9 protein-coding genes and 4 pseudogenes are annotated in these 15,091 nt (G+C 72.0%); 5 read left to right on the top strand and 8 right to left on the bottom strand.

Going from position 1 to position 15,091, the window contains the following annotated elements; all coding sequences use genetic code 11:
• Positions 1-206 precede the first annotated feature (206 nt).
• Positions 207-1,214: pseudogene (locus ACSMXO_RS06440) on the top strand (hypothetical protein); the annotation flags it as partial.
• A gap of 367 nt (positions 1,215-1,581) precedes the next feature.
• Here the strand turns inward: ACSMXO_RS06440 and ACSMXO_RS06435 are convergent.
• Entirely contained in the window at positions 1,582-2,094 is a 513-nt protein-coding gene (locus ACSMXO_RS06435; RefSeq protein WP_455417031.1) for a DUF6912 family protein, read from the bottom strand.
• Positions 2,095-2,382: 288 nt separating this feature from the next.
• Here ACSMXO_RS06435 and ACSMXO_RS06430 point away from each other — a divergent pair.
• The 3 genes and pseudogenes from ACSMXO_RS06430 to ACSMXO_RS06420 all read left to right on the top strand — a co-directional run.
• Positions 2,383-2,517 (top strand): annotated as a pseudogene (locus ACSMXO_RS06430) (Lrp/AsnC family transcriptional regulator); the annotation flags it as partial.
• A 139-nt stretch (positions 2,518-2,656) separates the two neighbouring features.
• Entirely contained in the window at positions 2,657-2,884 is a 228-nt protein-coding gene (locus ACSMXO_RS06425) for a helix-turn-helix transcriptional regulator (protein ID WP_318402053.1), read from the top strand.
• 345 nt (positions 2,885-3,229) lie between these two features.
• A complete protein-coding gene (locus ACSMXO_RS06420; RefSeq protein ID WP_455417030.1) occupies positions 3,230-4,030 on the top strand; it encodes an Rv3235 family protein in 801 nt (266 codons plus the stop codon).
• Positions 4,031-4,237: 207 nt separating this feature from the next.
• Here ACSMXO_RS06420 and secA read toward each other — a convergent pair whose 3' ends face one another.
• Complete coding sequence (gene secA / locus ACSMXO_RS06415) at positions 4,238-7,096, bottom strand: preprotein translocase subunit SecA (RefSeq protein WP_346260081.1); 2,859 nt, start codon at positions 7,094-7,096, stop codon at positions 4,238-4,240.
• Positions 7,097-7,267: 171 nt separating this feature from the next.
• On the opposite strand from secA, the gene ACSMXO_RS06410 reads away from it, so the two are divergent.
• On the top strand, positions 7,268-8,509 hold the full coding sequence (locus tag ACSMXO_RS06410; protein WP_455417029.1) for a GNAT family N-acetyltransferase: 1,242 nt from the start codon (positions 7,268-7,270) through the stop codon (positions 8,507-8,509).
• A gap of 151 nt (positions 8,510-8,660) precedes the next feature.
• On the opposite strand, the pseudogene ACSMXO_RS06405 reads toward ACSMXO_RS06410, so the two are convergent.
• From ACSMXO_RS06405 to mtrA, 6 genes and pseudogenes are all read right to left on the bottom strand, one after another.
• Positions 8,661-8,861, bottom strand: a pseudogene (locus ACSMXO_RS06405) (sigma 54 modulation/S30EA ribosomal C-terminal domain-containing protein); the annotation flags it as partial.
• Between the two features lie 89 nt (positions 8,862-8,950).
• Positions 8,951-9,314: pseudogene (hpf, locus tag ACSMXO_RS06400) on the bottom strand (ribosome hibernation-promoting factor, HPF/YfiA family); the annotation flags it as partial.
• Between the two features lie 355 nt (positions 9,315-9,669).
• Positions 9,670-10,380 carry a ComF family protein gene (locus ACSMXO_RS06395; protein ID WP_455419185.1) on the bottom strand — a complete coding sequence of 237 codons (711 nt, stop codon included), beginning with the start codon at positions 10,378-10,380 and terminating at the stop codon, positions 9,670-9,672.
• An 18-nt stretch (positions 10,381-10,398) separates the two neighbouring features.
• Positions 10,399-12,219: an LpqB family beta-propeller domain-containing protein gene (locus ACSMXO_RS06390; protein ID WP_455417028.1), complete on the bottom strand. Its 1,821-nt coding sequence runs from the start codon at positions 12,217-12,219 to the stop codon at positions 10,399-10,401.
• A gap of 157 nt (positions 12,220-12,376) precedes the next feature.
• Positions 12,377-14,164, bottom strand: a complete 1,788-nt coding sequence (mtrB, locus tag ACSMXO_RS06385; RefSeq protein ID WP_455419184.1) for an MtrAB system histidine kinase MtrB — start codon at positions 14,162-14,164, stop codon at positions 12,377-12,379.
• A 121-nt stretch (positions 14,165-14,285) separates the two neighbouring features.
• Positions 14,286-14,975 carry an MtrAB system response regulator MtrA gene (gene mtrA, locus ACSMXO_RS06380; protein ID WP_101369873.1) on the bottom strand — a complete coding sequence of 230 codons (690 nt, stop codon included), beginning with the start codon at positions 14,973-14,975 and terminating at the stop codon, positions 14,286-14,288.
• Positions 14,976-15,091: the final 116 nt, after the last annotated feature.

Below are 15,091 nucleotides of genomic sequence, written 5' to 3'. Positions count from 1 at the left end.
CGCGGCGGCCGTACCGGATCATCACCCGTCCGGTACTTCCCGGGCAGCGCCGACCGCCGCGGAGGTCCGTTCCGTCCCGTCGGTACCGGCACCGAGCCACCGCCCCGACGGGCCCGCGTACGCTGAGGGACCGGCGGCTGGGCCACGCCACCGCAGCCCCGTCGCCGCCCCGCCGCCACGGCCGGCCACCTGCTGAAGGGGAGATGATGACGAAAGAGTCCGGCACGACCGCGACCTCCGCTCCCGACCAACCGGTCGAGCCGGAGGCGCCGGTGACGGCCGCCCCGTCCCTGGTGCCGGCGCCCGGCGCGCTCGTCCTCGCACTGCTCGCCCTGGGCTGGCTGGCCGCGATGCTCTGGTCGGCCAAGGCCGAGATCTCTTCCTCCGGCATCACCTCGATGGCGATCACCTCGGCCGCGTACGCCCTGCCCGGGGTCATCTCGGCGAGCCTGGTCAGCGGTGCCGCGGTCAGTCTGGTCCTGGGCAACCTGATGACCCGGCTCGGGGTGTGGCGCAGCACTCCCCGATTCCTCGTGTCGCTGGTCGCCGGCCTCGCCACCGGCTTCCTCTCGGCCCTGGTGGTGACGCTGAGCTACGGCGGGGGCCCGGCGATCATGGTCCTCGCCGGCACCACCGCGGCGGCCGCCACGGTCGGCGGGATCGCCGGAGGGCTGCGCAACACGCTGGTGGTGGCCGCCGTCGTCGCCGCCGGGCTGGCTGTCTTCGCGGTCGGCTTCGCGCTGAGCTACTTCCAGGACCCGGTGCTCAACCTCTACGGCTCCGGCGACACCCAGGCGTCGCAGCTCACCGCCTTCCGCTGGTTCTCCCGGACCTCCTCGCTGGCCAGCGGGCTGGCCGCCGGGCTGCTGGCATTCGGCTACCTGCGGGTCGCCGGACGGCGGGCCGTCGAGCGGGCCACCGGCCCGGTGCCGTCGCCGCGCTGGCCGGCGTACCTGATCGCCGGCGCCGGGCCGGGCCTGCTGCTGCTCGCCGCCGAGGTGCTGACCCGGACGGCCGGGGCCGAGGTCCTCCGGCTGGCCGGAGCGGTCAGCGAGGCGGACCGGGCCGCGCAGAGCCTGCTCGGCGGCTCCCGGATCAACCACGCGCTGCTGGTGCTCTTCCTCGGCTCGCTCACCGCGATCATCGCCTTCGGCCGTACGCTCCGGCCCGCCGAGGAGGCGACCGGTATGCCGCCCGGCCCCCGCGACTCCGACCAGGACGGCGCCGAGGGCGACCGGCCGACGGACGAGGTCGAGGAGGACGCTGTCGAGGAGGACGCTCCGGGCGGGAACCCGAGGGCGGAGTCCGACGGGCCGGCCACGGACGACGCCGATGCCGGCGCCGACGTGGGGGACGCCGACGCCGGGAAGGATCACGAACCGGCGGACCGTCCCGAGCCGGTCGCCGGCCGCTGACTGATACGTCGCCGGCCGCTGACTGAACCTTTGTCAACCTGGACCGCGCGGCGCTCACGCACCGCGTCCGACCTTGCGGTCCGTCAGACCGTAAGGGGAGGTTGAAAAGGGTTCCGGCACGTCCTGAGGCACGTACCGCGACCGCGACTGGCGTACCGGTCCCGGGTCAGCCGGTGGCGCCGGAGAGCGAGTCGAGTTCCGATGGGTCGTACCACTCCAGTTCGTGGTCCTCGGCGCTGTCCACCGTGAACTGCGCGTCCGGGTCGCCGGCCAGCGCCTGCTCGACGACGTCGACCGCGGCCTCGACGTCGTCGGTCGCGTCGACACCGTCCACGTGGATCGCGGCGACCGCGTCGATCCCTATCCGCCCGCCCAGCCGTACGGTGCTGGAGCCGAGTTCGGGGTCGCCCCGGTGCACCACCCCGGGCGGCAGGTCCACGGCGACGACGACCCGGCGCCGGGGCGCCCCGGGATCGGCCCGGAGCAGCCGCAGCGCCTCCTGGGCGGCCCGGGTGAAGGCGACGTACTCCAACTCCTCCTCGTCGCCCTCGGCGTACCACTCGCGCAGTTCGGGGGTGACCGCGTGCCCCTGGGCCGTCATGATCCAGCCCTCCTGGCGCAACTCGGCGAGCATCGGCAGGGTGGCCGGGACGTACACCCGGACGAGCTGCTCTGGCACGTAGGTCTCCCCCGCTCGATGCTGGCCCGCGACGGCGCCCGGTCCGGGCAGGACGTCGCTCCGTTCACCCGCGACGGTAATACACCGACGGCGCGCCGAGCGGCAGCGGACCCCGGAGCGGGTCGGGCCGCGCCGCTCAGTGCGACCGCACCGGGGCGGTCAGCGGGCCGGCGGCCCGGATCACCAGGTCGGCCCTGCCGCCAGGCGACCAGGTCCCGGGTGTCCAGCAGGACGAAACCGGGCTCTCCGGCCTCGACGGCAGCGTGCACGTCAGAGACGTCCGTCTGCGCCGAACTCGCCCGGCTGGTGGCGATGTCGCCGAGCGCGGTGGCCGAACGGGTACGACGGCTTGAGGAGGCCGGGGTGGTCGCCGGCTACCGGGCGGTGGTGGTGCCGGAGCGGATCGGCCTGGACATGGTGGCGGGCCGGATCGCCGGGCTCGGCTCGGTCACCACTAGCGTGGTCTACTCCAGTCCGCTGCCGGGGTGGGACCTGACGGCGGAGGCGACGACACCGCAGTCGGTGGCAAACTAAGGCAGCCACCGACTACCGGGAGTTCTCCGTGGAACCCAGGTTCCTGCTCTTGTCCGACGTCGCCGCCGAGCTGAACGTCTCGGACTCGCAGGTCTACCACATGGTGCGCAGCGGCGAACTGCCAGCGATCAAAATCGGCGGCCGGGGCCAGTGGCGGGTGGAGCGGGCCCGCCTGGAGGAGTACATCCAGCGCAAGTACGCCGAGACCGCCGAGTGGGTGGCCGGTAATCCGCTGGTGGAGCGCCTCCCCGAGTAGTCGCCGTACCGCTTCCGACAGCGGTGTCAGACCGCTCGGCTACCGTCCGTTCCGACCGGACGCCCGCTCCTTTTCCCGAGCCGCCTCGATGTGGCGGAGACCTCGCCGCGGCCTCGGCCCGAGGGCCCGTCGCCGCACGTCCACCGCCGTTCTCCACGCCTGCGGCCGGGCCGCACGTCCCGGAGGCCGGGCACGGTTTGCGGTCTCGGGGCGGCAGGGCAGGCCGGGGCGTCCGCGACGGTCCACCGACCGGCGTGGAGTCATTGACGACGGCTAGTGGATGGGCTAGAAATTAGCCTGTCGGAGGCAAACGAAAGCAAACGCAAGATCAAGAAGGGAGTGAGGATGCCCCTCGCCCGCACCCGGCCGCCTGTCCGGCCCACCGTGCGCCTGCGCCCCGTGCCGCCCCTTGATCCGCCCTTCGACGACGAATGCGTCCCGGAGACCTGGGTCAACCCGGCACCCCCGCCCGGGGGCGTCCCGCCCGCCGTCGAGCGGTTCCGGTCGGCCGTCGCCGAGCGCCCCCACCCCGGCCGGAGCACCCGCCCGGCCGCTGTACCGACGAGCCCGACCCAATCCACCGAACGGCTGGCCACCCCGGGCGTCCGGCCCGATCCAAGCACCTCCCGGGCCACCGCTCCCCCGGATCCAGGCACCTCCCGGGCCACCGCCCTCCCGGATCCAGGCACCTCCCGGGCCACCGCCCTCCCGGATCCAGGCACCTCCCGGGCCACCGCCCTCCCGGATCCAGGCACCTCCCGGGCAGCCGCCGGCCCGCCGGTCGCGGACGCCGTGGCCGGCGCCACGCCCGAGGCGAAGCAGGCGGCGAAGCGGTTCCTGGACACCTGCCTGGAGATCGTCAACGGCTACCGGCCGGCCTGGCACCTACGGGCCCTCGCCAGTCCGCCCGACGCCGCTGGCATGGTCGCGCAACTCGCCTCCGCCACGAGCCGGGTTTCCGGCCGGCGCCGGCCCGGCCAGCCGGTCCGCACCGTACGGCTGCGCCGGCTCAGGGTCTGTGAACCGCGGCCCGGGGTCGTCGAGGCGGCCGCTGTGGTCGGCGTCGCCGGGCGTACCTGGGCGATGGCGTTCCGGATCGAGCGGCGCCGGGGAAGCTGGGTCGGCACCGCTGTCGCCCTGCTCTGACCGGACCAGGCTTCACCGCGACCGTCTCGCCGGCTGGCCGGTGTCACCGCTGCCCCTCCGGTCGGGCACCGGTGCCGGCGAGCGGTGCTGGGGACCGGGTTCACCGACGGTGAGGCGTTGAGGTTCAGCGCCGATGTCGACATCCACCCCGATCCGGAGACAGCGGTGCCCCCGACCACCGGACGGCGGTCGGGGGCACCGGGACGATCAGGCGGCGCCGGGCGCCCCGTGGCAGCGCTTGTACTTCCGGCCCGAGCCGCAGGGGCAGGGGGCGTTCCGGGACGGGGCGTTGGCACCGACCGCCTGGCCCTGGGCCGGCCGCCGGGACGCCGAGGGCGGTGGCGGGCCGCCCACGCCGAGCGCCGGTGCCTGGGGCTGCGGGCGCTCGACCGCCACCCCGCCGGTCGCCGGAGCCTCGCCGTCGATGGTCGGTGCCGAGTACTGGAGACCCTGGGTCCTGGGCGCCCGGCCCAGGCCCTTGGCCCGGATCTCGACCGGCGGCTCGGCCGGCATCGGCATCGGCGCCGGACCGGAGTCGGCCGGAGCCGGCTTCGCCTCCTCGACCTGGACCTCCAGGTTGTAGAGGAAGCCGACCGTCTCCTCCTTGATCCCGTCCATCATGGTGGCGAACATGTCGAAGCCCTCGCGCTGGTATTCCACCACCGGGTCGCGCTGGGCGTAGGCGCGGAGGCTGATGCCCTCCTGGAGGTAGTCCATCTCGTAGAGGTGCTCGCGCCACTTGCGGTCGATGACCTGGAGCAGCACCATCCGCTCCAGCTGGCGCATCGCCTCGCTGCCTAGCTCCTCCTCACGGCGCTGGTACGCCGCGAAGGCGTCCTGCTTGAGCTGCTCCAGCAGGAAGTCGGCGTCCAGGGTGTTCCGCTCTCCGCCGGACTCCTCGACGATGTCGTCGATGGTGACGCCGATCGGGTAGAGCTGCTTGAGGCTGGACCAGAGCTGGTCGAGATCCCAGTCCTCGGCGTAGCCGTCCGAGGTCGCCCCGGTGACGTACGCCGTCACCACGTCCTCGATCATGTGCTGGATCTGGTCGTTCAGGTCCTCGCCGTTGAGCACCCGCTTGCGCTCGGCGTAGACCACCTGGCGCTGCTTGTTCATCACCTCGTCGTACTTGAGGACGTTCTTGCGGATCTCGGCGTTCTGGCCCTCGATCTGGGCCTGGGCGCTCTTGATCTGCCGGGTCACCATCTTGGACTCGATGGGGACGTCCTCCGGGATGTTGAACCGCTCCATCACGGCCTCGACGGCGCCGGCCCGGAACCGCTTCATCAGCTCGTCCTGCAACGAGAGGTAGAACCGGGACTCGCCCGGGTCGCCCTGCCGGCCGGACCGACCGCGGAGCTGGTTGTCGATCCGCCGGGACTCATGCCGCTCGGTACCGAGCACGTAGAGGCCGCCGACCGAGGAGACCTCCTCGGCCTCGGCGTCGCACGCCTCCTTCCAGCGCGGAAGGATCTCCTCAAGCGCCTTGGCGTACTCGTCGGCGTGCTCCACCGGGTCGAGCCCGCGCTGCCGCAGCTCGGTGTTGGCCAGGTATTCGGGGTTGCCGCCGAGCAGGATGTCGGTGCCCCGGCCGGCCATGTTGGTGGCCACCGTGACCCCGCCCTTGCGCCCGGCCTGGGCGATGATCTCCGCCTCCTTGGCGTGGAACTTCGCGTTGAGTACGGCGTGCGGGATGCCCCGGCGGCGCAGTAGCTGGGACAGCACCTCGGAGTTCTCCACCGAGACCGTGCCAACCAGGACCGGCTGGCCGAGGGCGTGCCGCTCGGCGATGTCCTCGACGACCGCGTTGAACTTGGCCCGCTCGGTCTTGTAGATCACGTCCGGCCGGTCGATCCGGATCATGTCACGGTGGGTCGGGATGGTCACCACACCGACCTTGTAGACCTTGTTGAACTCGCCGGCCTCGGTCTGGGCCGTACCGGTCATGCCGGAGAGCTTGTTGTAGAGCCGGAAGTAGTTCTGCAGGGTGATCGTGGCAAGAGTCTGGTTCTCCTGCTTGATCTCCACGCCTTCCTTGGCCTCGATCGCCTGGTGCATGCCCTCGTTGTAGCGGCGGCCGTGCAGGATGCGGCCGGTGAACTCGTCGACGATCAGGACCTCGCCCTCGCTGACGATGTAGTCCTTGTCGCGCTTGTAGAGCTCCTTGGCCTTGATCGCGTTGTTCAGGTAGCCGACCAGCGGGGTGTTCACCGACTCGTAGAGGTTGTCGATGCCGAGCCGGTCCTCCACCTTGGCGACGCCGCGCTCGGTCACCGCGATGGTCCGCTTGGCGTAGTCGACCTCGTAGTCGCCCTCGCCGTCCTTGCCGGGCTGGAGCCGGGCCACCACCCCGGCGAACTCCGTGTACCACCGGGCGGAGTGCTCGGCCGGGCCGGAGATGATCAGCGGCGTCCGGGCCTCGTCGATCAGGATGGAGTCGACCTCGTCGACGATCGCGAAGTTGTGCCCGCGCTGGACCAGGTCCTCCCGGCTCCAGGCCATGTTGTCCCGGAGGTAGTCGAACCCGAACTCGTTGTTGGTGCCGTAGGTGATGTCGGCCTCGTAGGCGGCCCGGTGCTCGGCGGCCGGCCGGTTCGGCAGGATCACCCCGACGGTCAGGCCGAGGAACTCGTGCACCCGCCCCATCCAGGCCGCGTCCCGCTCGGCGAGGTAGTCGTTCACCGTGACGATGTGCACGCCCTTGCCGGAGAGGGCGTTGAGGTAGGCCGGCAGCACCGAGGTCAGGGTCTTGCCCTCACCGGTCTTCATCTCGGCGATGTTGCCGAAATGCAGCGCCGCGCCACCCATGACCTGCACGTCGTAGTGCCGCTGGCCGAGCACCCGCGAGGCCGCCTCGCGCGCCGTGGCGAACGCCTCGGGCAGCAGGTCGTCGAGGGTTTCGCCGTCGGCCAGCCGCTCCCGGAACTGGTCGGTGAGCGCCCGCAGCTCCTCGTCGGTGAGGTTGACGTAGTCGTCCTCGATCGAGTTGACGGCAGCGGCGATCGCCTTGAGCCGGCGCACCATGCGCCCCTCGCCCGCGCGGAGGACCTTTTCCAGAATCGACACGGATCAACGCTCCCCTAGACAGTCTGCCGAACCATCGTAGGCGCATCACCGGCCCAATCGTCAGTCGCGCCGCCCCTCCCGTTCAACTAACCGGACATTCTGTCCGATAGCAGCCTTGAGGGCCGGTAAATCCGGTTACGCCCAGGGCGAACCCTCCGGCACGATGAGCCGATGAACCAGAACAGCCGGCCGGACGGGGTCGAGATCGTCGAGGCGGGGCTGCTGCTCCGGCCGTGGCGGGCCGAGGACGCCGAGGATGTACGCCGGGCGTGCCAGGATCCGGACATCCAGCGCTGGACCACCGTACCCAGCCCGTACCGGCTGGAGGACGCGATCGACTTCGTGACCAAGCGGGCTCCGCAGGCCTGGTCGACCGGGTCCGGAGCGCCGTTCGCGGTCTGCGACGGTGCCACCGGCGAACTCCTCGCCTCCTGCGGGCTGATCACCATCGACCCGGTGCTCCGGTCCGGGGAGGTCGGCTACTGGACCGCCCCCTGGGCCCGGGGCCGGGCGGTGGCCGTCCGGGCCACCCGCGCGGTCAGCCGGTGGGCCTTCGCCGAGTTGGGGCTGCGCCGGATCACCTGGCAGGCCGAGGTCGGCAACCACGCGTCCCGGCTGGTCGCCCTGCGGGCCGGTTTCCAGGTCGACGGACGGCTCCGGCTCGCCGACCCGCATCCGCGCGGTACCCGGGACGGCTGGATCGGCTCGCTGTTGCCGGACGACCTGGCCGGCACCGACCCGGACCAGCCGGACGGCGGTGGACCGGCGAGCGGCCCGGCCGGCAGCGGCTCGCTGCAGGCACGCCGGGCTGCCCTCTTCGCCGCGCCCCAACCGGTGCTCTTCGCCCGGGCCGCCGACGGTACGGAACTGCGGCTCCGCCCGCTGCACGAGCCCGACCTGGACGCGATCGTGCACGCCTGCCGCGACCCCGAGAGCATCCGCTGGACCACTGTTCCTGACCCGTACCAGCGGTCGGACGCGGAGTTCTTCGTGCACGAGCACGGCCCGACGGTGTGGCGTCGGGGCACCGGCGCGGTCTTCGCGATCGCCGACGGGTCCGACCGGTACGCCGGGGTGATGGAACTCCGGATCTCCCCGGCCGATCCCCTGGTCGGCGACCTGGGTTACCTGGTCGCCCCACGGGTGCGCGGCCGTGGCTACTGCCCGGCGGCGGTCGCGGCCGTCTCCGCCTGGGGTTTCACCGCCCTGAACCTGGCCCGGATCGAGTGGCGGGCCAACGTGGGCAACACCGCCTCGCGCCGGGCCGTGGAGAAGGCCGGCTTCACCTTCGAGGGCACCGCGCGGCACGCCCTCAACCACCGGGGCAACCGGGTCGACGCCTGGGTCGGCGCCCTGCTCCCCGGCGATCTCGGGCTCTCCACGGACCCCGGTCGACCTGGAGTCGGCGGCTGACCACCGGTCCGGCACGCTCGTGCGACGGCCCGGCCGGCACGCTCGTGCGACGCGTCGTGCTCGGCGGTCGACGCCTCAGGCGGACCGGCGGGCACGGTCGAACCCACCGGCCCCGGGACCATCCCCGGGGCCGGTGGGACACCGCAGGGGATCAGCCGGCCAGGGCGATGATGCCGTAGTCGTAGCCCTTGCGCCGGTAGACGACGCTGGGGCGGCGGGACTCCTTGTCCAGGAACAGGTAGAAGTCGTGGCCGACGAGTTCCATCTGGAACAGCGCGTCGTCGACCGTCATCGGCTCGGCCGGGTGCAGCTTCTCCCGGGCGATGTGCCAGGGCTGCGCGTCGTCGTACTCGTCGAACTCGGGTTCGGAGACCGCACGGCGGTTGCCGTTCGACCTCGCGGGTGCGGGGGCGGTGAGGGTGGCCAGCGCCGAGTCACCGGCATCGACGACCGGGAGCCGGGCGGTGGCGGCGGCGACGGAGACCGGGGCGTGCCGGCCACGGTGTACGCGACGCCGGTCGGCGGCCCGGCGCAGTCTCGTGTCGAGCTTCGAGATCGCCGCGTCGAGGGCACTGTAGAAGTCCTTCGCGCACGCCTCCGCACGGACCACGGGTCCGCGGGAGATGCAGGTAATCTCTATTCGCTGGCAGTGATCGGACTGTCGCGGATTGCGTTCGTGAAAGAGTTCCACGTCGATCCGAATAAGCTTGTGGTCGTAGCGCTCGATCTTGGCGAGCTTCTCGGCTACGTGCACTCGGTAATGATCCGGCACCTCGACGTTTCGACCCTTGACCACGAGATCCATGCGTGACCTCCCTGCGCCATCGGAGAGTCTGCGGAAACAAAAATCCCGGTCAGCCCGCCCCTGGAGTGTCCATTCGGCTTGACCGGATCGAGAACAACGGCGATGCCTCCCTCCACGTGCGTCCGCGGGGCGGTGGAACATCCGTCATACCCCCGGTAAATAAGACGCTAACCCCAATCGACCCGTCAGTCACCCCGGTCACCAAGACCAATTCGAGAAGATTTGCAGGAGGTGCACGACGGGGTGAATGTAATGGCACGCAGAGTGAACCTTTTCCAACCTCCCCCTGCGGTCCGGCGGACCGCAAGGTCGGGCGCGGTGCGTGAGCGCCGCGGTCCAGGTCGGAAAGGTTCAGTTATCCGCGCCCCCGCCGGACGGTGGCGGCCAGCACCGCCGCCGCGTACACCGGAATGCCGGCGCTCTCCAGCCGTCTGGTCACCGCGGCCAGCGTGACCCCGGTGGTCACGATGTCGTCCAGCAGCACCACCGCCCGGCCGGCGGCGATCCGGCGGACCGCCCGCGACCGGCCGGCCCGGAGCCGGAACGCGTCCCGGGCCGCTGCGGCCCGGCCGGCGCTGTCCAGTGTCGCGGAATCAGGCCGGGGCACCGCGTGCAGCGGCTGGGCCGTCGCGACCGGCCAGCCGGCGGCCCGCAGCCGGACGGCGCAGTGCCGGGCCAGCCGGCGCAGATGGTCGCCGTGCCGGGCCCGTACCGCCCGTGCGGTCGCCGGCACCGGCACCAGCAGCACCGGCCGGCGCTGGCCGACGGCCTCCGCCACCACCTCCGCGAGCAGCCTGCCCAGCGGCCGGGCCAGGCCGTGCCGGCCCCGTTCCTTGTACGACAGCAGCGACTCCCGCAGCGCGCCCTGATAGCTGCCGAGCGCCACGCAGTCCGGCAGGCCCGGCGGTGCCGGGGTGGGGCGTACCGGGGTCGGGCGCAGTGCCCGCAGGGCGGCGGCACAGGCCGGGCAGGCGCCCTGGCGCAGCGGCAACCGCTCGGCACGACAGCCCGCACACTCGGCCGGCAGCACCAGGTCGGTCAGCTCGGCCCAGACCCCCGCCAGCACCACGCGCCCCCGAACAGGTCAGTAGAGGTAGAAGGAGGCGGTGGCCGAGTTCACGTTGGGCGGCGGCTCACCCGCACCGGGCGCGATCTGGCTCCGGGTGATGATCGTGTCGGAGACGAAGGCGACCTCGTTCGCCTCGTAGGTCGGGGGTAGCGGCGGCGCCTCCAGGGAGGTGGGGTCGGCGGCCAGCGCCTCGACGGGGGCGGCGCTGACGTACCTGATCTGCCCCGACTCCACCGCGCCATCCACGTTGATCCGGTTGATCGCCTTGGCGTCCTCGCTGTCCACCCCGGCCACCAGGAGCAGGTTCTCGCCGAACCAGTCCACCGCGCTCAGCGAGTGCAGCGAGGTGGCCACCTGGCGGGCCGGCTCGACGTTCAACCCACCGTCGACCGGGCGTACCCCGGCGACGTAGAGCCGGCCGCCGGAGACGAAGGCGATCCGGTTGCCGTCCATCGACGCCGCCACCGCCGTCGCGCCGAGATCCGTACCGGAGAAGGAAACCCGGGTCAGCCGGGGACTTCCGGCGGTGAAGGTGTAGAGCTTGCCCTGGGCGACGACCAACCCGACCGGTCCGCCGATCCCCGCCTCCTTCAGCCACACCGGACGGCTGAGGTCGTCGTACTTCTCCTCGCTGGTCAGCAGGCTGGTCGCCACCCCCGGGCCGGTGCCGGTACGCAGTCGGAAGGACTCGCCGTCCCGGACGACCAGCGCCACCGCGACGTCGTCGCCGTTGCGGCTCACCCCGGCGGTGACGATGTCGTGGTTCTCCGCGGCGGGAATCGGCACCGGCCTCGGTTCGCCCGGGTTGGTCAACGGATAGATCCGGCCAGCGAACACGCCGTACCGGGCGGCGGCACCGTTGAGCTGGTAGAGCGGGTGGTCCCGGCGGTAGTCGGCGGCGACCTCGATCATCCTGGACTGGTTCTGGATCTTGAGTTCCAGCTCGTTGTCGAGCAACTGGTTGTTCCGCAGGGACCAGACGATCTGGGTGAAGAGCTTCTCCAGTTCGAGCTTGGTCTCCAGGGCACCGGCCTTGACCGCGAGGTTGATCTCCAGCCGGCCCCCCTCCTCCGGCGCCGGCACGTTACCTACCGGACTGGTGCCCTCGGGCAGCGCGACGGCCGACTTGAGCCACTCCGACGGGCCACCGGTCAGCCACTCGAGCACCTCGGTGGCGTGCCGCTGCACCGGCACCGTACGGGGCAGGTAGCGCAGGTCCGGCACCAGCGAGGTGCCGTTGGCGTTCCAGAAGTAGATGGTGTGTTCCTGGTAGTAGTCCCGCAGGGCGTCGTCGGTCATCAGCAGCACCTCCGGCGGCTGCAGCACCCACAGCCCGCCGCCCGTCCCCGGGTCGGTCGGCGCGGCGCCGACGACGAAGGAGTACTCCGTCTTCTGCTGCACCGGCTCGCCGATCGAGCCGTTGGCCCGGAGCACTCCGATCTGCTGGACCTCGACCGTCACCAGACTGGTGCCGTCCTTGTTCTGGGTGACCTCGATCCCGCCACCGTCGACGTCGACCCGGACGACGTTGATGTCGCCCTTGTCGTCCGCCTTCGGTTTGAACTGCTTGCTGTCTTCGATGTACTCGTTGACCCGCTCGTACGCCTCGCCCGGCTCGCCGGCCGCGGCGGTGAGGAAGTTCTTCGCGAACGCCTCCGGGTCGCTGCCACTCGTGGTACGGCCGGGTGGCTGCGCTGCCGGGTGGTCGGCCGGAGCGGTGTCGGCCACCGGCCCCCTGCCGTCGATCCGCACGTCGCTCTCGCCCGGGATGCCACAGGCGGCCAGCCCGGAGAGCAGCACCGCCACGGCCCCGAGCGCGATGCCGCGCCGGCTCATCAAGAGCCGCCCGAGAAAGTCCTGGCGTTGGCCATGGGGAGGAGAGGGCGGTCAGGCGTGGCGTTGGTTTTCGGCATGGCGTCGACTCCCTGTGCCGGGCGGAAGTGTCGGATGCGGCTGGGTGTGGGCGAGACGGAGCGGTACACCTGGGGGAGCGTTAACCGGTCACCTCGCTCCGCTCGGCGTCGGCCGGAGCCCTCGGAGCGGCCAGCCCGCCTGGTACCGGCTCGACGGCCTCGTCCGGGGCCGCTGTCCCGACCGGGGCGTCGGGAGCGTCCATCGCCCCGTCGGCCGACACGCTCGGACCGCCGGCCGGGGTCGGGCCGTCGGCGGCGGCCCCGGGACGGTCCGCGCCGGGCGGCGCTGCGGTGGTTGCGCCGCCGACCGGGGTCGGGACGGTCCAGCCCAGGCCGTCCGTACCCCCCAGCGGCGCGTCGGCCGGCACCAGCCGCAATGGCGACGAGGTCAGCCGGTCACCGGCCCGGGCCGGCAGGGTCAGCCGGAACTGGGCCCCCTCGCCCGGCGCGCCCCACGCCTCCAGCCAGCCGCCGTGCAGCCGGGCGTCCTCCAGGCTGATGGAGAGGCCGAGCCCGGTGCCACCGGTCTGCCGGGCCCGCGACGGGTCGGCCCGCCAGAACCGGTTGAAGACCAGCTTCTCCTCGCCGGGCTTCAGCCCCACGCCGTGGTCCCGGACCGTGATCGCCACCGCGGTCTCGTCCGCCGCCAGCACCACCGCCACCGGTTTCCCGGCACCGTGCTCCACCGCGTTGCCGACCAGGTTGCGCAGGATCCGCTCCACCCGGCGCGGGTCGACCTCGGCGATCACCGGGGTCTCCGGCACGGTGACCCGCAGCGGCGTACCGCAGCGGCTGGCGAGTGACTCCAGCCGGTCGGCCACCCGGTGCACCACCGGCACCAGGTCGGTGGGCTCGGCGTCCAGCATGGCGAACCCGGCGTCGAATCGGCTGATCTCCAGCAGGTCGGTGAGTAGGTCCTCGAACCGGTCCAGCTCGGCGTGCAGCAGCTCGGCGGTACGGGTGACCGCCGGGTCGAAGTCGTCCCGCTCCGCGTAGATCAGGTCGGCCGCCATCCGTACGGTGGTGAGCGGGGTACGCAGCTCGTGCGAGACGTCCGAGGTGAACCGCCGTTGCAGCCGGGACATCTCCTCCAGCCGGACGATCTGGCGTTGCAGGTTGGTCGCCATCTGGTTGAACGACGACGCGAGCATCGCCAGGTCGTCCTCGCCGTTGACCACCATCCGCTGGTCGAGCAGCCCCGCCGAGAGCCGCTGGGCGGTGCGGGCGGCGACCCGTACCGGATTGACCACCAGCCGGGTCACCAGCCCGGAGAGCAGCCCGAGCAGGACGACCAGGGCGAACCCGGTGGCCAGCACGGTGGCCCGGGAGCCGTCCGCGATCTGGTCCCACCGGGTCAGCGGTACGAAGTAGTAGAGCTCGACCTGGCCGAGCCGGGTCGGCACCGGCGAGCCGTAGACCAGGTATTTCGTCGGCCCCTTGTCGAAGAGGTCACCGGTGCGGAACTGGTGCGCGATGTCGCCGCCCCGGACCTTGTCCTCCAGCCCCGGGGTCAGGATGCCGTCGATGTCGACCTGGGGCGAGGTGGCTGGCGCGACGCCGGTGACCCGCAGCGACACCACCACGCCGCCGAGCTGGGCCGGGTCTCCGCCGGCCAGGTAGTTGACGGTGTTCTCCAGGGTGGCCCGCACCCCCTGCTCGGCAACGGTGGTGTGGTTGCTGAGCTGCTCGGAGGCGTACTCCTGGCCGTCCTCGAGCCGGGTCTTGACGTCGCTGGTGGCGTTGTCCAGCACGATCTCGGTGATGTTGTCGGCGACCAGATAGGCGAACCCGCCGACCAGCAGGCTCGACGCCACCAGGGTGATGGTGACGACCCGCACCTGGAGCGAGCGCCGCCAGGTGCGGTGCAGGCCGGTGACCGCCCGCGCCGCCCGGGCCGAGCTGGCGCGCCGGAGCCGCCGCCCGGTCGCGGCGGTACGGGCGAGAAGGGCGGACGACGAGGTCAGGGTGCGGGCCACAGTGCACCCCAGGCTATCCGGTGCCCGCCTTGTAGCCGACTCCCCGCACCGTCAGGATCACCTCGGGTCGCTCCGGATCCGGCTCGATCTTGGCGCGGAGCCGCTGGACGTGCACGTTGACCAGCCGGGTGTCGGCGGCGTGCCGGTAGCCCCAGACCTGCTCCAGCAGGACCTCCCGGGTGAAGACCTGACGCGGCTTGCGAGCCAGCGCCACCAGCAGATCGAACTCCAGCGGGGTCAGCTTGACCTCTTCGCCGTCCCGGCTCACGGTGTGCGCCGGGACGTCGATGTTGATCTGGTTGCCGGGCGGACCGATGGTCAGCAGCTCCGGCGCGGCGTCCTCGCCCCGGCGCAGCCGGGCCCGCATCCGGGCGACCAGTTCCTTGGGCTTGAACGGCTTGACCACGTAGTCGTCCGCGCCCGACTCCAGCCCGAGGACCACGTCGACGGTGTCGCTCTTGGCGGTCAACATCACGATCGGGATGCCCGACTCGGAGCGGATCGCCCGAGCCACGTCGATGCCGCTCATCCCCGGCAGCATCAGGTCGAGCAGGACGATGTCGGGCCGATTCTCCCGGAACGCGGCCAATGCCCGTTCTCCGTCGGCGACGAACGAGGGCAGGAACCCCTCGCTGCGCAGCACGATGCCGAGCATCTCGGCCAGCGCGGGGTCATCGTCGACGACCAGTACCCGGGCTCTCATGACACTAATATTCCACCCTCTTTTCCACGGCGTGGTCCCCGCGCCTCCCGGCGCGGCGTACCGCCGGCCCTTCCCTGGCCACGAGGCGCAGTAGCTTACCCTGGTCAACCTTCTGG

This window comes from Plantactinospora sp. DSM 117369 (assembly GCF_053764795.1).
This window is presented reverse-complemented; position numbering and strand designations above follow the sequence as displayed.